The following is an 18,872-nucleotide window of genomic DNA, read 5'->3' as shown; positions in this document are numbered from 1 at the left end:
TTTATCCTTAAATTTTTATAAGTTGTTTTGATTATAATTTTATTTAAATATTATAACTAATTTAAGGAAAAAATGAAAACTATTGATCAAATTTATCAAGCAAAAATAGAAATCAAAAAATCAACTTTTTTGTCTTTTTTATGTCCTTTTGAAGATTTTCAAACTTTAATGCAAAAGCTAAGAAATGAGCATTTAAAAGCCGTGCATTTTGTATATGCTTATAGGTATTTAAATGAATTTGATCAAATCATAGAAGATAAAAGCGATGATGGTGAGCCAAAAGGAACTTCTGCTATGCCTTGTTTGAATGTATTAAGAGGGGCTTTGCTTGTTAATTGTGCGGTGATTGTGGTGCGTTATTTTGGAGGGATTAAACTTGGTACAGGTGGTCTTGTAAGAGCTTATAGTGAAGCTACAAATGAAGCTATTTTAAATGCAATGCTTTTAGAATTTGAAGCTAAAAATATTTTAAGTTTAAACATTCCTTTTTATCTTTATGCAAGATTTGAGCATTTTTTAAATAAAAATAACATTTCTTATGAAAAAAAATTTCAAGAAAATGTTGAATTGATTTTAAGTGTTAATGCAAAAGAAGAAGAGGAATTTAAAAAATTTGCAAAAGAGTTTGAATTTAGTGGACTTATTTGGAAGTAAGCGTTTGCTTACTTCATTTTCATAAAGAATTTAAAAGATCTTTTACCATATCTTTTTGTGGCTCTTGTTTTTCTTCTATATTAACTTGCATAGGAGTTTCGTTTTGTCCTCTAAAACGATAATTGTAAATATTTGACATATTTGAGCTAAAAATTCCTGTGCTAAATTGATCTTGACTCATGGCTTTTGAAAAAAGCTCATCAAGTTTTATACTTTGCTCGTTTAAATTTTCGCTATTGTTTTGACTAAGTAAAGACATAAAGTCTTCATTAGCTCCTTGAGTGCTTTTATAGGCACTACTTTGACCATATCCATACTCTTTAACCGATAAATTATCATGGTTAACTTGCATGTTTTCTCCTTTCAAAATATTACAAGGAAAAAACAAGCAAAAATCATTCCTTAATCACCATGAGTTGGGTAGTATTCAGCTTCTATTTCATTGTTTTTGATAAACTCTTCTCTAGCTTTATTACAGCGCTCATCTCTTAGTTTTCTATAAGCATTTCTACTTTCTAATTCTTGAGAAGTTAAAGGGCGATCTTCTAAAAATGAAATGTGAAAATAAGTATCATCTTCTTTGCTGAATTTTTCATAAAATTCAACATAGTCAAAATAATCTTTTTCACTTTGAAAATCAATACTTTCTTCTACATAAATAGTTGGGCCAAAACCTCTGTGATTTTGAGTAAAATGTCCAAAACCAGCTGCATATTTTATCTTAAACGAATTCATTCTAAACCTCCTAAAAATTCGTCATAATTTCCTTTAAAGTCTGTTAATTTCCCATCTTCTAAAAACCATATACGATTAGCAAAAGCACTAATTAGCTCTCTATCGTGGCTTATGCATATCACACAACCTTTGAAATTATACAAGGCTTCACCTAATGCAATGATACTTTCAAGATCTAAATGATTATCCGGTTCATCTAAAAGCAAGAAATTTCCGCGTTCTAACATTAATCTTGAAAGCATTAAGCGGTGTTTTTCACCTCCACTTAAGCTAGAAGCCATTTTTTCTTGATCACTTCCGCTAAAGAGCATTCTACCAAGACATTTGCGAATTTCATCTAAATCTTTGAATTTTTCACTCATTAACCATTCATAAAGTTTCAAATTTTCATTGATTAAATTTGTCGTATCTTGTGAAAAATATCCCATTTCTATGGTAGCACCAAGGTGGATGTGGCCACTATCAGGTTCTAATTTTGATGCAATGATTTTAGCTAAAGTGCTTTTTCCAACACCATTTGCTCCGATTAAGGCTATTTTATCACCTTTTTCTAATTTTAATTCTAAATTCTCAAATAAAGTTTTATCATAAGCTTTGCTAATACCTTTTAATTCTAAAACTTCATTTCCTATTTCTCTATTTGTTCTAAAAACTATACTAGGATCACGCCTACTTGAAGTTTTAATCTCTTCAAGCTCAAGTTTTTCTAAAGCTTTAGCTCTACTTGTAGCTTGTTTGGCTTTTGAAGCATTAGCACTAAAACGGCGTATGAAATTTTCTAATTCTTCTCTTTCTTTTAAGGTTTTATCGCGTTTGAGTTCAGCTTGTTTAGCAAGCAAGGTTGAAGCCATATACCAATCATCATAATTTCCAGCAAAATCGCGTATTTGTTTAAAATCCACATCTAAAATTCTTGTACAAACTTTATTTAGAAAATGTCTATCATGGCTAATTACTACTAAAGTTCCCTCATGTCTTAAAAGTTCATTTTCAAGCCAAGAAATAGCTTCTAAGTCAAGGTTGTTTGTAGGTTCATCTAAAAATAATACATCAGCACCTAAAAATAATACTTGAGCTAATAAAACTTTAAATTTATCCGCACTTTGTAAAGTACTCATGAGAGCATTAAAATCTTTAATATTTAAAGAGCTAAGAATTTTTTCACATCTAAGTTCGCAATCATAGTTTGGATCTTCTTCTGCTGTTATGATTTCAAGCTCGCTTAATCTATCATTGATTTCATCGGTAAATTCTTCACTCATATAAAGTTTTTCTTTTTCTTTTAGTGCATCATATAATCTTTTATTTGCACACATTACCGCATCTTTGATAGTGTAGTTTTCAAAAGCAAATTGATCTTGTCCTAACACTGCGATTTTTAAATTTGGATCTATGCAAATTTCTCCACTGCTTGATTCTATTTCACCTGAGAGAATTTTTAAAAAGGTTGATTTTCCTGCGCCATTTGCACCTATAAGTCCATATCTTTCACCACGGTTTAATTTTAAATTTACATCTTCAAATAAAAGTTGATTTGCAAAACGCATAGTGAGATTTTTTATTTCTACCATAATTTTCCTTAAGAATTTTCTAGATATTGTAGCGAAAAACTTTTGAATGAAGAAGGGCTTGAATCAAGTCAAACCTAAAATATCATACTAAAGAAAAGATTTAATCGTTTTGTAAAGCTCTTCAGAACACTGCTCTACATATTTCTCCATTTTTGTCTGTAAAAATTTCCCATTTTCCTCATAAAACTCACTCTTAATTAGGCTTTTAAACTCTTTAACTCTCGCTTGAGTATTTTGCTCTAAGTATTGTTTTATAATTTCACAAGTTTTACCCCTTGTGCGATATGCAACTATAAAAACATCGAAGCACTTTACACCTTGCTCCAAAGCTTCCTTATTTAAGAGCTCAAATTTATTTACAAGTTCCAAATCATCACCAGCTGAGCAAAAAGACACATATTGATCTTTAAATTCTACTATGGCTATAAAATCTCCTTTTTCATAATATTTAAAATATCTTATCAAAGGCTTCTTTTCTAAGGTACGTAAAAATGCACGAGAAATGCTTGCAGTTTTTCCTGTGTTAGCTGCACCTTGAAGTGTAATTAACGCGTTAAAATTCATCATTATTTATTCTTGTTTATCTTCATTTTCTATATTTTGTATCAAATCCATAATTTGATAAAAATTATAACTATAAGCCAAATCATCAGCTCTTGTAATATCCCAAATCCATAAAATTATAATTAAGATTTTTAAACCGATTAAAATTGCACCTCCAAATACAAATGCAATCCCTGCGAATTCACTTTGGAGTCCATTAAACACAATCCGTGGAAGAATAAGTATAACAACCAAAAGAAATATTCTTATCCAACCTGCAACTTTTCGCCCAGTCATAAATCTAGCAATTCCAAAAGCACCGAAAAAAAATGTTAAAAATCGTAATTTTGGTGCTTCTTTTAAATTTAGTTTATCTATCCTACTATCAAATTGCTTTAATTGTTCGCTAGAAAATTTTCCAAGCTTTTGTTCAATTAAATCTAATTCATAATCACCACCAATAGCCCACGCAATGTTTGCTATCGAATCCACTTTATCCATAAAAAACTCCTTTTTAAAAAATGATATTAAATTATTCCACAATTTAGCTTAATTAATATTGAAATAATCAATATTAATTAAATAAAACATAGAATATTTCAATTGTTTTTAATAAAGAATTTTTAATGTAAAATCAGCCCATAAGTATTTAAAAATTTAGGGTAGCTTATGGCAAAAAAGAGCAAACGCGATATGGCATATGAATTAGATATTGATGTTAGCACTTTGTATAATTGGAGAAAATACAAACCTAATTTATATCGCATCGTTATGCTTGGCTTTAAATTTGATGAACTTTTGGAAAAAAATAAAAAAAATTATGAAGAGCTACTTGAGATAAATCAAACCATACAAGATGAAATTGCAAAATTTAAATAAAAACAATTTAATGATTTTAATATATTTATTAGCTTTTTAATTTCATAAAGTTTTATTTTAAAAGTTTTTTCGTGTTATTATTTGTTGCTTTGAAATTTAACTATCTAAGATAAATTACATTATTTTTTACTAAGCATATTTCAGGCATATTTATTTTAATTTCTATTTTTATTTTACTTATAATATGTATTAAAAAAATAATTTAAAATTGTTGTATAATTTTTAAAATTATTTTTAAATTAAGGTTATTTGATTGAGTTTAGTTTTATTATCTTTTTTACCTTCTTTTAGTTTTGTTTTGGAATTTTTAGCTTTATTTTTAGCTTATTTTTTTAAGCAAAATAAGATTTTTTTCTTGCTTTTGTTGATTTTATGTGCTAGGGCTTTATCTTTAGTGGCAAGTGAATATCAAGCGCATTTGTTTATCTCGGTATTTTTACCTTTTTCTTTTGTGCTTTTTGTTTTTTTGCAAGATAGTAAGCTTGTTTTTGAAAGAATTAATTTTATTAAATTTGCGTATTTAGCCTTTATGGGTTTTGTAGCGTTAATACTTAGCACAAGTACTAATTTTAATGCAAGCATTACAAGTGAAATTTTTGGCCTTTCAACGCAATTTTTTAAGCCTATTAGTGAGTTAAGCTTTTGTGTGTTTTGGGTAGGAATGATATTTTTATTATTTTCATATTTTAAAAATAATGATTTTCATTTTTTGCTAGCTTATATGGGCTTGAGCGTGCAATTTTTATTTTACAATAGTGTTGATTTGGGTTATTATGAATTTGCTTCTTTGGTGTTGATAGGATTTTTAGTGTATAAAGCTTATAAAATAGCCTTTTTTGACACTTTAACCAATTTGCCAAATTTAAAGGCCTTAAGAAGATATGCTCAAGGACTTGAAAATTTTCATTTAGCCTTGATTGAAGTAAAAAATATCAATGAAATTTATCATCAAAAAGACTCAAAAATGGGTGAGTTTATAATGCATGAATTTGCTAGGATTTTAAAAAAAGCTTTACATGCTAGGGTTTTTAAAGATGATAAGGATTATTTTATTATTGTATTTGAAAATGAAAATATAGCCTTTGTGCAAAGCAAGCTTCAAATGCTTGAAAATTTTATGCAAAAATATTGTTTTGAATTTAAAGAACAAAATGTAAAGTTAGAAATTAAACTTTGTTTATCAAGTAAAAATGAAAACATAGAAGAAAGTTTAAAACAAGCAAAATTAGAACTTAGAAGACAAAAGGATTAAAATGTTAGATTTGATTTTTAGAGAGTATGATATAAGAGGGCTTTACCCAAGTGAGTTAAATGAAAAAAGTGTAAAAGCTATAGGCTATGCTTTGGGTTTAGAAATGAAATCAAGGGGTTGTGAGAAAGTAAGCGTAGGCTATGATGCAAGATATAGTGCAAATGAACTTTTTAACTATTTAATCAGCGGTTTAAATAAAGCTAATATGCAAGTTTTCAATATAGGCTTAGCACCAACTCCTATGGGGTATTTTAGTCTATTTTTTGATGAAATTTTTGATGCAAATATCATGATAACAGGTTCGCATAATCCAAAAGAATACAATGGCTTTAAAATAACGATTAATAAAGAAAGTTTTTTTGGTGCTGATTTGAAAAAGCTTTCTTTAAAAGTGCAAGAGTATTTAGAACTTGAAATCAATGATGATTTAAGATATGAAAATTATGATATTAAAAGCTTATATATAGACTTTTTAGCTAAACATTTTTCACATCTTAAGGGCTATAAAGAAAAAATCATTATTGATTGTGCAAATGGAGCTACTGGAGTGATTATAAAGCCTTTGGTGGAAAAATTAAATCTTAATGCACAAATTTTATTTGAAAATCCTGATGGAAATTTCCCAAATCACGCGCCCGATCCAACAGAGCTTGAAAATTTACACGCATTGCAAGTTGCGCTAAAAGAAAATGAAAATGCAAAAATGGGCTTTGCTTTTGACGGAGATGGAGATCGCTTGGTGGTTGCAAGTAAAGATTATGTATTTAAGGGCGATGAGCTTTGCTATTTATTTGCTAAAAATATAAAAAATCCTAGAGTTTTAGGTGAAGTAAAATGTTCTAAAAATCTTTTCGATGAGGTAGCTAAATTTGGTTTTATCATGATGGGTAAGACCGGGCATTCTAATATTAAAAAAATGATGAAAGAGCAAAATATCGACATAGCAGCAGAGCTTAGTGGGCATATTTTCTTTAAAGATAGATATTTTGGTTATGATGATGGAATTTATGCATTTTTAAGAACTTTAGAGCTTTTAGTAAATGGTTTTGATATAGAAAAATTAGTTAAAGAATTACCAAAACTTTATGCAAGTGAAGAGATTAAGCTTAAGGTTAGTGAAGAAAATAAATTTCAAATCATAGAAAAATTTAAAGAAAAAGTAAAAGCAAATGCTTTTGAAAATGTGCTTGATTGTAATGAAATTGACGGAGTTAGAATTACCTTTAAAGAAGGCTGGGCGCTTTTGCGTGCTTCTAATACAAGTCCATATCTTATCATGCGTGCTGAAGCTACAAGTGCTGAATTTAAAGACTTTTTAGAAACAAGATTAAAAGAACTTTTTGAAGAAATCATAAAAGAGCTTGCATAAGTTCTTTTACATCAATATTTTTTGTGTATAAATATGCTCTTAAGAGTTTAGGGATTTTTGCTTTTCTATAAATTTCTTTAAATTCTTTTGGCATTTTCTCACAACTTACAAAAGGAAAAATCAAAACTTTTTCTTGTATGTAAACAATGCCTATTTTATGCGAAATTACTCCATCGCCTTTTAAAGTTTCTTGTCTTTGTTTAGCACTTAAAAGTACTCCAAGTTTTTTAAAACATTTTGCGATTAAACTTTCATCTTTATGAGTAATGTAAATATTTTTAAATTCACAAATATTTTCTTCTTTTAAGTCTTTTTCTAGGTATTTAAAGCTCTTTTTTACTCCATTTGGATAAAGCTTTAAAAACTCATTGGCAAAATTTTTGCGTATGAAATTTCTAAAATATTTTTCATCATCATTACTCTCATCATGAAAATAAGCGATATTGTTGTTTTTTAGGTAGTTTGAAATTTCTTCTTTTGGAATTTCAAGCAAGGGTCTTATGATGGTAAAATATTTTCTTTTTTCAATATCTTTAAAACCAAGTAATTCTCTAAGTCCTGCGCCTTTGGAAAATTGCATTAAAAACCATTCTAGTTTATCATTTAAATGATGAGCTAGTAAAAGATTATCATAAGAGTGGTTTTTGCAAAGTTCTTCAAAAAATTCATAACGCAAAGCTCTTGCACAAGCTTCGAAATTTTTTGTTATCTTGGGTGCAGTTTTGATGTAAATTTTTTTATGAAAATGCTTGGCTAATTCTTTGGCACTTTGCTCTTCTTTATCGCTATTTTTGCGAGTTTTGTAGTTTATAAAAGCAAGGTCAAAATCTACATTTTTTTCTAAAAGTATGAAAAATAAAGCACTAGAATCACTCCCATGTGAAAATGCTAAAAGATTTTTCCCTTGCTTTAAATGATTTAAATATTTGCTATCAATCATTAAACTTTCTTAAGGCTTTTGCAATGAGTTTTTTATCTAAACTTTGTGTGATTTCACACTCATAAAGCTCACCCATTTCTAAATCGCCACAATCACTTTCATTGATGAGAATTTCTCCATCAATATTTCTATCCCAACGCAAATCTTTTGCACCGATGAAAAATTCTCCTTCAGAGCTTTGACCTTCACAAAATGCTAAGGTTTTTTTGCCAACTTGTTGATTAAAGCTTTTTTCTATGCAATCATCAACAATTTTTTCTATCACTTTTAATCTTGCATTGATGATTTTACTAGGAATTTGTTCCATTTCAAAAGCTGCGGTATCTTCTTCTTTAGAATAAGCAAAAACACTAATTCTATCAAAACCAAATTCTTTTATAAAAGTGCATAATTCTTCAAAGTCCTCATCACTTTCTCTAGGATGTCCTACTATAAAACCTGTGCGTAAAAATGAATTTGGAGCTTGTTTCATTAAATTTAAAAGCTCGATTAATTTAGCTTTGTTAGCTCCGCGTTTCATGATTTTAAGCATATTATCACTGATGTGTTGTAAAGGCATATCAAAATAATTTACAAAAACTTTTGACTGAATGATTTTTTCTATCACTTCTTTACTAATGCTTGTTGGATATAGATATAAAATTCTAGCAGCCTTTACACCTTGGATATTTTCTATAGCTTCAATAAGCTTTAAAAGTCCATCTTTTTGACCTTGATCAAACAAATACGAGCTTGTATCTTGAGCAATAAAAGAAAAGTCTTTATAGCCTTTTTTAACAAGTTCTTTTACTTCATTTATAATACTTTCTAAGCTTCTTGATTTAAGTTTGCCTTTAAAACTTGGTATAGCGCAAAATGAACATTTTTGATTGCACCCTTCAGCTATTTTGATAAAAGCATGATAGTTTGATCCTGTGATCACACGATTAGTATTTTTATCTTGCAAGTAAGTAGAATTTGAAAATAGATTAGTTTTTTTAAGTATCATTTCATCAATTTTTTCATAATCTCCCACACCGGTAAAAAGATCAACTTCAGGTAGTTCTTTCATTAATTCTTCGCGGTAGCGCTGCATTAAACATCCTGTTACAACCAGCAACGAGTCCTTTTTTCTTTGCTCGTGTAAGTCTAAAATCGCATTTATGCTTTCTTTTTTAGCACTATCTATAAAACCACAGGTATTTACAATCAAAACATCAGCTAAGCTTGGCTCATCACAAATTTCATAATTACTTAATCTTCCAAGCATGATTTCACTATCAACTAAATTTTTATTACAACCTAAAGACATTAAAAAAAGTTTTGGCATATTTCTCACTTTAAATGTTTTATTTTTTGCTAAAATTATAAGATTAAATTATATCAAAATTAGAAAGAAAATTTTTATGGATAATTACGAATACAGCGAACTTTTAAAAAAATTAAAAAACAAAGTTGGAAATATCGCTTCTATCATTAAGCCTGAAGAGATAAAAGCAAGATTAAAAGAAATAGAAAATTTAGAAAATTCCCCTTCTTTTTGGAGTGATGTAAAACAAGCAGGCGTTATAGGTAAAGAAAAAACTAAAATTTCAAATTTACTTAAAAATTATGAAAATGCAAATAATGCTTTAAATGATGCAAGCGAGCTTTTTGATCTTGCTAATAGTGAAAATGATTTAGACACCATAGAAGCTTTATTTGAAGATGCAAATAAGCTAGAAGATCTTATTGTAAATCTTGAAATTTCTATGCTTTTAAGCGGGGAGAATGATGGTAAAAATGCCATAGTTTCCATTCACCCAGGAGCAGGCGGAACGGAGAGTAATGACTGGACTAGCATGCTTTATAGGATGTATTTGAGATTTTGTGAAAGAGAAGGTTTTAAAGTAGAAACGCTTGACTTTCAAGAAGGCGAAGAAGCAGGGCTTAAAGATGTTAGCTTTTTAGTAAAAGGTGAAAATGCTTATGGGTATTTAAAAGCTGAAAATGGCATTCATCGTTTAGTAAGAACTTCTCCTTTTGATAGTGCAGGGCGTCGCCATACGAGTTTTTCTAGCGTGATGGTTTCGCCTGAACTTGATGATGATATTGAAATAGAAATTGAAGAAAAAGATATAAGGATTGATTATTATAGAGCAAGCGGAGCGGGTGGACAGCATATTAATAAAACTGAATCAGCAGTGCGCATAACTCATATGCCAAGTGGTATAGTAGTGCAATGTCAAAATGATAGAAGCCAACACAAAAACAAAGCAACTGCTTTTAAAATGCTAAAATCACGCCTTTATGAGCTTGAGCTTATGAAACAACAAGATGAAGCAAATTCAAGCGAAAAAAGTGAGATAGGTTGGGGTCATCAAATCCGCTCTTATGTGCTTTTTCCTTATCAACAGGTCAAAGACACGCGCTCAAATGAAGCTTTTTCACAGGTTGATAATATCTTAGATGGGGATATTAAAAAAATCATAGAAGGTGTTTTAATAGCGCAAAAAGCACAAGATTAATACTACAAAAGGATATTAAATGGAAAAAATTCTAGTTTGTGTAGATGTTTTAGAGCCTTGTAGGGAAAGTTTGCATTATGGGGTGTATTTAGCTAAAAAGCTAGATTTACCTTTAATGTTTTTATATACTATAGAACCAAATTTTACTAATGCTGAATTAGCTTGTAGTTTTGGCATAGGTGCTAGTGGGTGTGTGATTGAAGATTTAGTAGAAGAGCAAAGCCAAAAAAATGAAAATCTTTGCAAAAAAGGGCAAAGAATTTTAGAAGAATTTTGTGCTTATGCAAAAGAACAAGGCGTAAAAGAATGCTTTAGTGTGCAAAGAGATGGAGACTTAGAAGAGGTTTTAAAAGAATATAATGATCAAATAAGATTAGCCATAGCAGGTTTAAAAGGCGGGGGTAAGAAAAATAAAATAGGTATTCATACAGAAGAATTAGTAAGAGCTTTAAATGTGCCTATTTTGCTTGTAAATTCTGCTTTTAAAGAGATTAAAAGTGTAATGATGGCTTATGATGGGAGTAATTTAGCTAAAAAGGCCATAGAGCAAGCCATTAAAAGACCTATTTTTAAAGAAGCAAAGCGTTATGTAGTAAATGTTTCTAAAGATGAAAAAGCTTCTTGTGAGTTATTAGCTCAAGTAGGTCAAATTTTTAAAGAAGCAAATTTAAATGTACAAACTCAATATTTAAATGGAGAGATTACTCAAGCTTTATTTGATTTTGGTGAGCAAAATGATATAGATTTATTGATCATGGGAGCTTATTCACATCATTGGGTAAAAAGTATTTTATTTGGTAGTTTGACAAATGATATTTTAACTAAGGCTAAAAAACCTTTATTGTTGATTCGCTAACATTAATCTATTTTGATTAAAGATTATAAAATAAATACATGAAGAATTTTCATGTATTTATAAATTTAATAATAAAATAAAACTAATTGATATAAAGATTAACCATATAAAAAGAAAAAATGCCATTAAAAATGGTTTAAAACCTGCATTTTTTAAAACATTTTTATGGATATTTACTCCTAAAGCTACCATAGCCATAGAAAGCAAAAGTGTGTCTATAGTTTGTATGCTTGGTTTTATATAGTTAAGCGCAAAATCTGTATTTAATATTTCAAGTGAGCTAATACCGCATGCAAATAAAAACCACAAAGCAAAATAAGGAATATTTGCTTTAATGGAGATTTTTTCATTATTTTTACTTAGAAATTTCAATGAAAAAAGACTTAAGAAAATCAAAAAAGGCACTAGCATTAAAACACGCATCATTTTTTCTATGACAGCACTATCTCCTGCTTTTACAGCTTCACCTGCTGCAACAGCATGTGCAACTTCATGCAAGCTTGCTCCCATGAAATACCCTATTTGCTTTAAATTAAAAAAATCAAACCAACCTAAATTCCAAGCCAAAGGATATAAAAACATCCCTAAAGTTCCAAACACAACCACAGTGCAAACTGCTACGCCAACTTTAGCAGAGCCACCTTTAACAATGCTTTCACTAGCCATCACAGCAGCTGCTCCACAAATGCTTGAGCCACTACTTATAAGTATGCTTTCTTTAAGATCAAGTTTGAATAATTTTCCTAGTAAAAGCCCTATAAAAAAGGTAGAAAACACCACTAAAAATGCTAGCAAAATCCCATTTAATCCAACTTTTTCCAAATCATTAAAAGTAATTCTAAAACCATAAAGTATAATTCCAAGTCTTAAAATTTCTTTTGTTGCTATGCTTAAAACTCCTGATTTTTTAAGTAAATTTGTATTTTGATGTGCTAAATTTCCTATTAAAGCTCCCAAAATCACGGCTATGATTAAAGCTGAAATTCCAAGATTTTTAAAAAAATTAAGCTCAGAAATAGCAAAAGCACAAAAAGCAAGAGTAAAAAGCAGTAAAAAAGCTTCAAATTTTCTATTTTTATATATATTTTTATGCATGAATTTTTCCTTTTTTTGTTTTTTGTAATCTTAATGATTTTTTTATGATAAGTAAAATTAATTTTATTTGATATAATAATTAAAAATATTTATCAAAAGAGTGCTTATGACTTTTAAACAAATAAAATATTTTCAAGCCTTGTGTAGAAATTTAAATTTAAGAGCTTGTGCTAAAGAATTAAATATAACTCAATCTGCTTTGTCTTTAGCTATATTTGAACTTGAAAAAAGTTTAAACACCAAGCTTTTTGATAGAAATGCTAAATTTTTAAGCTTAAATGAAAAAGGAAAGGTTTTTTTAAAACAAATCACTCCTTTGATTTTAGAATTTGAACGCATAGAAAAAGCAATGCAAGATGATCAAAGCTATGAAATAAGTATGAAAGTTAGTCAAAATGTAGGCACTTATTTACTAGGAACTTTTTTAGATCAAAAGGCAGAAAATATCAAGTTAAATTTGTCTTTGGATAATAGTCAAAATATCATCAAAGATATTTTAGATAAAGAAATCGATATAGGTTTAATTGAAGGTATTTGCAAAGATAAGGATATAAAAAAGATTAAAATTTGTGATGATGAGCTTATTGTGGTGAGTAAAAATGACTTCAAAAAAGAATTTTTCATAGATGAATTAAAGGATTTTAAATGGCTAAGTCGTGAGCAAGGTTCAGGTGCAAAAGAAGTGTTTTTAAATGCTTTACCTAAAGATGTAAAGCTTAATTTGGTTTATGAGTTAAACTCAACTGCTATGATAAAAGAGTTAGTTAAAAAAGGTAAATTTTTAGCAGTTTTACCTAAATTTAGTGTTAAAGAAGAGCTTGAAGCTAAAAGTTTATTTGAAGTAAGATTAAAAAATTTTAAAATTTCAAGAGAGCTTTGCTTGATTTATCATAAAAATAAAGAACCAAGCAATAAGTTTATAAATTTATGTGAGTTTTTAAAATTTTGCATTCAAAAAGATTTAGCTTAATTCTTGAATACATTTTTTAAAAAGCTCTCCTCTTTCTTCATAAGACTTAAACTGATCTAAGCTTGCACAAGCAGGGCTTAGTAGGGCTACTTCATCATTAGTTAAGTTTTGATTGATTTTTTCTACCGCTTTAGGTAAAAACTCGCAAAAATGTGCTTTTAAATTAGCATTTTTAGCATATTCAAGCATTTTATTGGTGCTTTTTCCTATGGCATAAAGCTCTATATCAAGCTCTTTCATAAAAGCAAATAAAGCACTTAAATTCACTCCCTTATCATCCCCACCTATGATAAGATGAATTTTTTTATCCTTATAGCGTTTAAGAGCAGCTAAACTAGCATCAAGATTAGTCGCTTTAGTATCATTTACCCAAAGTCTATTTTTATGATCAAATATTTCTTCAAGTTTATTTTTTTCTATTTTAAACTCATTTAAAAGCTCATAAGAGCAACGATCTAGTATGATTTTTTCTATACTTAAGGCAATAAGAGCATCAAGCAAAAAAGGGGTTTTAAAATGAATTTTTTCTAAATCAATTTGCATTTTTTTAGCTAAATCTTGCTCATCTTCATAGCTTATAACATAAGCATGGGTTGGATAAGCCTCATACTTTTTAGGTAAAATTACCACATCATTTTCATTCATTCTTTCAAGCACGCTAAGCTTTGCTTGCTCGTAGTTTTCAAAGCTTTTGTGCCAAGAAAGATGATCAAGTGTGATAGGTAAAAGTGCATAAATTTCAGGTTTAGCTACTTTGGTGTAAAAAAGCGAAAAAGATGAGCTTTCTAAAATCCATAATTTAGCACTAATATCCATTTGTGCTAAAGGAGTTCCTATGTTTGCTCCCATTTGTGCATTGATATGTTTTAAAAGATGATGTGTCATTTGGGTGGTGGTGGTTTTGCCATTTGTTCCGCTTATCCAAACACTTTTTGGCATGCCATCATAAAAAAAATCATACTCACTGCTTAAATTTTTTGCTTGCTGTATGAGAGAATGATCATTTGGAAAGCCAGGACTTGGAATTTCTAAGTCACTTTTTAAAGGATCAAATTCACAAGGCGGTAAAAGTGTATTGTTAAATTCATCTTTACTTATACTTGCAAAATGATCATCATAAATATCGCAATTTCCAAAACGCTGTGCAAAAGCTTTAGTTGTTTTTCCGTATCCAAAAAGTGAAATTTTCATTATCTTAACTTTATACTAATTAATGCAATAATATTTGCAAGTAAGGCTATCATCCAAAAACGCACAATGATTTTATTTTCCACCCAACCTATTTTTTCAAAATGATGATGAATAGGTGCCATTTTAAATACTCTTTTGTTAAAGATTTTAAAACTTCCTACTTGTAAAATCACTGAAATAGTTTCTAAAACAAATACAAAGCCTATCAGTAAAAGTAAAATTTCATTTTTACTTACTATACCAAGATAGCCTAAAAACGCCCCTATGCTTAAACTCCCACTATCTCCCATAAAAACTTGTGCAGGATAGCAGTTATACCACAAAAATCCCATAAGCGCACCAACTAAAGCCGCGCTTAATACCACAAGTTCTCCTAGACCTTGAATTTTAGGTAAAAATAAATAAGAACTATAAATAGCATTTCCACTTAAATACAAAAAAGCTCCAAGGCTTAAAAGAGAAAATATAGAAGGCACGGTTGCAAGACCATCAAGTCCATCGGTTAAATTTACAGCATTAGAGCTTGATACAATAACTAAAATCCATAAAAACAACATAAACATACCGCCATCAAAAATAGCATGTTTGTAAAAAGGTAAATAAAATTCAGTATTTATATCAAATAAATATAATAATCCAACACAAATAAAAGCAGCGCTAAATTGCCCTAGTAGTTTCATTTTTGGGCTTAATCCTGCGTGATTGTCTTTTTTTAAAATTTTCCCCAAATCATCAACTAAGCCTATAGTACAAAATAGTACTAAACATAATAATCCAACGATTGCAAAACTATTATTTAAATCAGCGCTTAAAACACTTGCTATGATAGTAGCAAAGATAAAAACAAGCCCACCCATAGTAGGGGTATGAGATTTAGCTTGGTGTGATTGTGGAGCGTATTCATAAATAGGTTGATTTGCTTTTTTATTTTGAGCCCATTTGATAAATTTTGGCATTAAATACAAACTCAAAAATAAAGCAATAAAAAATGCAAAACCAGCACGCACGCTAATATAAGAAAAAAACATATAATTTGTATATTCTGTAAGATAAAGCAAAATTTTAACCTTGTATTTGTTTTTTAAAAGCATAATTTTAGTAAAATCACATAAATAAATTATAAAAAAGAGTAAAAAATGAGTCAAAAATGTATTTTGATAATCACAGATGGTATAGGATATAATACAAATTCAAACTATAATGCTTTTTTTCATGCTAAAAAGCCAACTTATGATAAGCTTTTTGAAAATACCCCTAATGTTTTGATAAAAACAAGTGGCTTGGCAGTTGGTTTACCTGAAGGTCAAATGGGTAATAGCGAAGTAGGGCATATGTGTATAGGTAGTGGACGCATAATCTATCAAAATTTAGTCAAGATAAATAAAGCCATAGAAAATGACACTTTAAAAGACAATAAGGCTTTAAAAGAATTATTGCAAAAATGCAAAAGAGTGCATATTATAGGGCTTTATAGTGATGGCGGGGTGCATTCTATGCATACACATTTTAATGCACTTTTAAAAATTTGTAGGCAAGAAAATAAAGAAGTTTTTGCGCATGCAATTAGTGATGGTAGGGATTGTCCTCCAAATTCAGGTTTAGAATTTATAAAATCTTTACAGGAATTTTGCGAAAAAGAAGGGGTTAATTTTGCTTCTTTATCGGGAAGATTTTATGCTATGGATAGAGATAAGCGCTATGATAGGGTTAAGTCTTATTATGATGCTTTATTTGCTAAGGCACCAAAGTGTGATGATTTTATGCAATTTATACAAAAAAACTATGATGAAAATATCACAGATGAGTTTTTAACCCCAGTTATTAGTCAAAACTTTGATGGAATTAAGGCTGAAGATGGTGTGATTTTTATCAATTTTAGAAATGATAGAATGCGTCAATTAGTCGCTTCTTTAACCCAAGAAAGTTTTAATGAATTTCCAAAAGAAGTGCTTATAAAAAATGCCATTACTATGAGTTTGTATGATGAGAGTTTTAAACTACCTGTGATGTTTGAAAAAGAAGAGTTAAATAATACTTTAGCTTCTGTGATAGCTAATGCAAATTTAAGCCAACTTCACACAGCTGAAACAGAAAAATACGCTCATGTAACCTTTTTCTTTAATGGGGGAAAAGAAGAATTAGAATGCAATGAAACAAGAATTTTAATTCCAAGTCCTAAAGTAAAAACATACGATGAAAAACCTCAAATGAGTGCTAAAGAAGTCACAGATGAGGTGCTTAAGGGTATAGAAAGTGGTATGGATTTTATCGTAGTAAATTTTGCAAATGGTGATATGGTAGGACATACGGGTGATTTTGAAGCTGCGATTAGTGCGGTTGAATGTGTAGATGAGTGTTTAGGTAGGGTTATTGCTAAAGCAAGAGAGCATGATTATGCTTTTATTATTACTTCAGATCATGGAAACTGTGAAGCGATGAGGGATGAAAAAGAAAATATGCTCACTAATCACACAACCTTTGATGTTTTTGCTTTTGTCGAAGCTAAAGGAGTAGAAAAGCTTAAAGAAGGCATGGGGCTTAGTAATATAGCACCAAGTGTGCTTAAAATTTTAAACTTACCTATCCCAAAAGAAATGGATGAGGCTTTATTTTAATTTAAAGGAGAACAATGAAATTTAGTGGAAAAAATGTTTTAATAACAGGTGCAAGTAAAGGTATAGGTGCAGCAATAGCCAAAGAATTAGCAAGTTATGGCTTAAAAGTTTGGATTAATTATAGAAGTAAGCCTGAACTTGCTGATGCACTAAAAGAAGAGATAGAAAAAAGTGGTGGTTGTGCGGCTGTGATTAAATTTGATGCAAGTGTTGAAGAAGAATTTACAAGCGCTATTGCAACTATAGTAGAAAGTGATGGTGAGCTTAGTTATTTAGTTAATAATGCAGGTATTACTAATGATAAATTAGCACTTAGAATGAGTATGGATGATTTTTCTTCAGTGATTAATGCTAATTTAAATTCAAGTTTTTTAGGTTGTAGAGAGGCATTAAAAACTATGAGTAAAAAGCGTTTTGGTGCGGTTGTAAATATTGCTTCTATAGTTGGAGAAATGGGAAATGCAGGCCAAACTAATTATAGTGCTAGTAAAGGCGGTATGATAGCTCTAACAAAATCTTTTGCTAAAGAAGGCGCAGCAAGAAATATAAGATATAACTGCATTACCCCAGGTTTTATAAAAAGTGATATGACTGAAGTTTTAAGTGATGAGATTAAACAAAATTATATTAACAATATCCCTTTAAAGCGTTTTGCAGATGCTAGTGAAGTAGCTCAAGCTGTGGCATTTTTATTAAGTGATCATTCTTCTTATATCACAGGAGAGATTTTAAAAGTCAATGGCGGGCTTTATATGTAAGCAAGGTTTTAACCTTGCTTAGTTTCTATAGCTACTACTGCTATAGCAAAACCCCCATCATGTGCTACGCTTACACTTGCTGATTTAATTTTGAATTCTTGCATGACTTTTTGAGAAAAACTAATGTGTGGAGCATTTTTATCATCCTTAGAGATGATGATGTCAAAAAAAGAACATTCTTTAGAAATTCCAACCCCCAAAGCCTTAGAGGCAGCTTCTTTAATAGCCCAAAATCCGGCTAAAGTGTTGGTATTTTTTATATAACTTTGCTCTTTCTTGGACAAAAATTTATCCAAGAAAAGTGTTTTATGTCTTTCATAAATTTTTTCTATGCGAGAGCATACGACTATGTCACAGCCTATCATTAAGATACTACAAAGTCGGTAAAATAAATATTTTTGATAAAACCATCAGTTAAAACTTCATTGATCTTGCCGGTTAATTCATCTTTTAATCTTTCTTTACCCTTTGTAGTGCTTACTTCTTCAAAGGTTTTTGATGTTAAAGTTCTAATGATAATATCTCTAATAATAGCAACTTTTTTATCAAGTTCAGGAGTTAATGTTTCAACATTTTGTTCAAGTTGAATGGTGCATTTTACATATCTTGATCCACCATCACTTAATAAATTTAGCGTAAAAGGTGCTAAAGGATACATCACGCCAATATTTGCATAATCACTCCCTCTAGCTGCTACTGCATTTGTTTTTTTAGGAGCTTGTGCAACTTGTGCGCTTTCTTCGGTTTGCGGGGTAGGATTTTCTTCAGAGCCGCCACTAAACATTAGATAAGCAATTGCTCCTACAATAACAAGTAAAAATACAAATAAAAATACAACGATAATGATTACTAAAGTATTCCCGCCTTTTTTCTTTGATTCACCTTGTTCATCCATCATATCATCAGCCATATTTTTCCTTTTATAAAATTTTAAAATGTTATTGTATCAAAAATTATA

General features: G+C 29.6%; 21 protein-coding genes. 9 read left to right on the top strand and 12 right to left on the bottom strand.

Translation table 11 applies throughout. The features are described from left to right. Positions 1 to 72: 72 nt before the first annotated feature. The gene (locus L8W57_RS02155) at positions 73 to 654 is read left to right on the top strand and encodes an IMPACT family protein (protein WP_133319612.1); all 582 of its coding nucleotides are present in this window, start codon (positions 73 to 75) and stop codon (positions 652 to 654) included. 19 nt (positions 655 to 673) lie between these two features. Here L8W57_RS02155 and L8W57_RS02150 read toward each other — a convergent pair whose 3' ends face one another. The 5 genes from L8W57_RS02150 to L8W57_RS02130 all read right to left on the bottom strand — a co-directional run bounded on the left by L8W57_RS02150 (position 674) and on the right by L8W57_RS02130 (position 4,004). Beyond that, positions 674 to 1,006 (bottom strand): hypothetical protein, encoded by a 333-nt coding sequence (locus L8W57_RS02150; RefSeq protein ID WP_133319611.1) that lies wholly within the window; start codon positions 1,004 to 1,006, stop codon positions 674 to 676. Between the two features lie 50 nt (positions 1,007 to 1,056). Further along, complete coding sequence (locus L8W57_RS02145; protein WP_039617462.1) at positions 1,057 to 1,389, bottom strand: hypothetical protein; 333 nt, start codon at positions 1,387 to 1,389, stop codon at positions 1,057 to 1,059. After that, positions 1,386 to 2,960 carry an ABC-F family ATP-binding cassette domain-containing protein gene (locus L8W57_RS02140; RefSeq protein ID WP_133319610.1) on the bottom strand — a complete coding sequence of 525 codons (1,575 nt, stop codon included), beginning with the start codon at positions 2,958 to 2,960 and terminating at the stop codon, positions 1,386 to 1,388. Before L8W57_RS02140 ends, L8W57_RS02145 begins: the two co-directional genes overlap by 4 nt. A gap of 87 nt (positions 2,961 to 3,047) precedes the next feature. After that, positions 3,048 to 3,527, bottom strand: coding sequence for a hypothetical protein (locus tag L8W57_RS02135; protein WP_133319609.1), 480 nt, complete (start codon positions 3,525 to 3,527; stop codon positions 3,048 to 3,050). 3 nt (positions 3,528 to 3,530) lie between these two features. Further along, a complete protein-coding gene (locus L8W57_RS02130; protein WP_263661141.1) occupies positions 3,531 to 4,004 on the bottom strand; it encodes a hypothetical protein in 474 nt (157 codons plus the stop codon). Positions 4,005 to 4,172: 168 nt separating this feature from the next. On the opposite strand from L8W57_RS02130, the gene L8W57_RS02125 reads away from it, so the two are divergent. The 3 genes from L8W57_RS02125 (at position 4,173) to L8W57_RS02115 (ending at position 7,003) form a co-directional block, all read left to right on the top strand. Further along, entirely contained in the window at positions 4,173 to 4,382 is a 210-nt protein-coding gene (locus tag L8W57_RS02125) for a hypothetical protein (RefSeq protein ID WP_039662706.1), read from the top strand. A gap of 253 nt (positions 4,383 to 4,635) precedes the next feature. Beyond that, positions 4,636 to 5,634 (top strand): hypothetical protein, encoded by a 999-nt coding sequence (locus L8W57_RS02120; protein ID WP_133319607.1) that lies wholly within the window; start codon positions 4,636 to 4,638, stop codon positions 5,632 to 5,634. A 1-nt stretch (position 5,635) separates the two neighbouring features. After that, positions 5,636 to 7,003, top strand: a complete 1,368-nt coding sequence (locus L8W57_RS02115) for a phosphomannomutase/phosphoglucomutase (protein ID WP_263661916.1) — start codon at positions 5,636 to 5,638, stop codon at positions 7,001 to 7,003. On the opposite strand, the gene tilS is transcribed toward L8W57_RS02115, so the two are convergent. Both tilS and rimO read right to left on the bottom strand, forming a co-directional pair. Further along, complete coding sequence (tilS, locus tag L8W57_RS02110) at positions 6,984 to 7,943, bottom strand: tRNA lysidine(34) synthetase TilS (protein ID WP_263661915.1); 960 nt, start codon at positions 7,941 to 7,943, stop codon at positions 6,984 to 6,986. The two genes, L8W57_RS02115 and tilS, sit on opposite strands and share 20 nt — an antisense overlap. Then, positions 7,936 to 9,252 carry a 30S ribosomal protein S12 methylthiotransferase RimO gene (gene rimO, locus L8W57_RS02105; RefSeq protein WP_263661914.1) on the bottom strand — a complete coding sequence of 439 codons (1,317 nt, stop codon included), beginning with the start codon at positions 9,250 to 9,252 and terminating at the stop codon, positions 7,936 to 7,938. Before rimO ends, tilS begins: the two co-directional genes overlap by 8 nt. Positions 9,253 to 9,328: 76 nt before the next feature. Between rimO and prfB the strand changes: the two genes are divergently transcribed. Both prfB and L8W57_RS02095 read left to right on the top strand, forming a co-directional pair. Next, on the top strand, positions 9,329 to 10,429 hold the full coding sequence (prfB, locus tag L8W57_RS02100; protein WP_263661913.1) for a peptide chain release factor 2: 1,101 nt from the start codon (positions 9,329 to 9,331) through the stop codon (positions 10,427 to 10,429). A 19-nt stretch (positions 10,430 to 10,448) separates the two neighbouring features. After that, the gene (locus L8W57_RS02095; RefSeq protein ID WP_263661911.1) at positions 10,449 to 11,285 is read left to right on the top strand and encodes a universal stress protein; all 837 of its coding nucleotides are present in this window, start codon (positions 10,449 to 10,451) and stop codon (positions 11,283 to 11,285) included. Positions 11,286 to 11,342: 57 nt separating this feature from the next. On the opposite strand, the gene L8W57_RS02090 is transcribed toward L8W57_RS02095, so the two are convergent. After that, positions 11,343 to 12,380, bottom strand: a complete 1,038-nt coding sequence (locus L8W57_RS02090) for a YeiH family protein (RefSeq protein WP_263661910.1) — start codon at positions 12,378 to 12,380, stop codon at positions 11,343 to 11,345. Between the two features lie 106 nt (positions 12,381 to 12,486). Between L8W57_RS02090 and L8W57_RS02085 the strand changes: the two genes are divergently transcribed. Continuing rightward, positions 12,487 to 13,350 (top strand): LysR family transcriptional regulator, encoded by an 864-nt coding sequence (locus tag L8W57_RS02085; RefSeq protein WP_263661909.1) that lies wholly within the window; start codon positions 12,487 to 12,489, stop codon positions 13,348 to 13,350. Here the strand turns inward: L8W57_RS02085 and murD are convergent. Both murD and mraY read right to left on the bottom strand, forming a co-directional pair. Continuing rightward, entirely contained in the window at positions 13,342 to 14,541 is a 1,200-nt protein-coding gene (murD, locus tag L8W57_RS02080) for a UDP-N-acetylmuramoyl-L-alanine--D-glutamate ligase (RefSeq protein ID WP_263661908.1), read from the bottom strand. The genes L8W57_RS02085 and murD overlap by 9 nt on opposite strands. Then, complete coding sequence (mraY, locus tag L8W57_RS02075; RefSeq protein WP_263661906.1) at positions 14,541 to 15,599, bottom strand: phospho-N-acetylmuramoyl-pentapeptide-transferase; 1,059 nt, start codon at positions 15,597 to 15,599, stop codon at positions 14,541 to 14,543. Before mraY ends, murD begins: the two co-directional genes overlap by 1 nt. A gap of 78 nt (positions 15,600 to 15,677) precedes the next feature. On the opposite strand from mraY, the gene gpmI reads away from it, so the two are divergent. After that, positions 15,678 to 17,156 carry a 2,3-bisphosphoglycerate-independent phosphoglycerate mutase gene (gene gpmI, locus L8W57_RS02070; RefSeq protein ID WP_263661905.1) on the top strand — a complete coding sequence of 493 codons (1,479 nt, stop codon included), beginning with the start codon at positions 15,678 to 15,680 and terminating at the stop codon, positions 17,154 to 17,156. A 14-nt stretch (positions 17,157 to 17,170) separates the two neighbouring features. Continuing rightward, positions 17,171 to 17,914 carry a 3-oxoacyl-ACP reductase FabG gene (gene fabG / locus L8W57_RS02065; protein WP_220566803.1) on the top strand — a complete coding sequence of 248 codons (744 nt, stop codon included), beginning with the start codon at positions 17,171 to 17,173 and terminating at the stop codon, positions 17,912 to 17,914. Positions 17,915 to 17,922: 8 nt separating this feature from the next. On the opposite strand, the gene acpS is transcribed toward fabG, so the two are convergent. Continuing rightward, positions 17,923 to 18,279 carry a holo-ACP synthase gene (gene acpS / locus L8W57_RS02060; protein ID WP_220566804.1) on the bottom strand — a complete coding sequence of 119 codons (357 nt, stop codon included), beginning with the start codon at positions 18,277 to 18,279 and terminating at the stop codon, positions 17,923 to 17,925. Then, positions 18,279 to 18,824 (bottom strand): flagellar basal body-associated protein FliL, encoded by a 546-nt coding sequence (gene fliL, locus L8W57_RS02055; RefSeq protein ID WP_133319594.1) that lies wholly within the window; start codon positions 18,822 to 18,824, stop codon positions 18,279 to 18,281. Before fliL ends, acpS begins: the two co-directional genes overlap by 1 nt. Between the last annotated feature and the right edge of the window lie 48 nt (positions 18,825 to 18,872).

Origin of the sequence: Campylobacter sp. IFREMER_LSEM_CL1890, assembly GCF_025772045.1 — a bacterium.
Classification (GTDB): domain Bacteria; phylum Campylobacterota; class Campylobacteria; order Campylobacterales; family Campylobacteraceae; genus Campylobacter_D; species Campylobacter_D lari_D.
The sequence above is the reverse complement of the archived record's forward strand: the minus strand, read 5'-3'. Positions and strand labels throughout refer to the sequence as shown.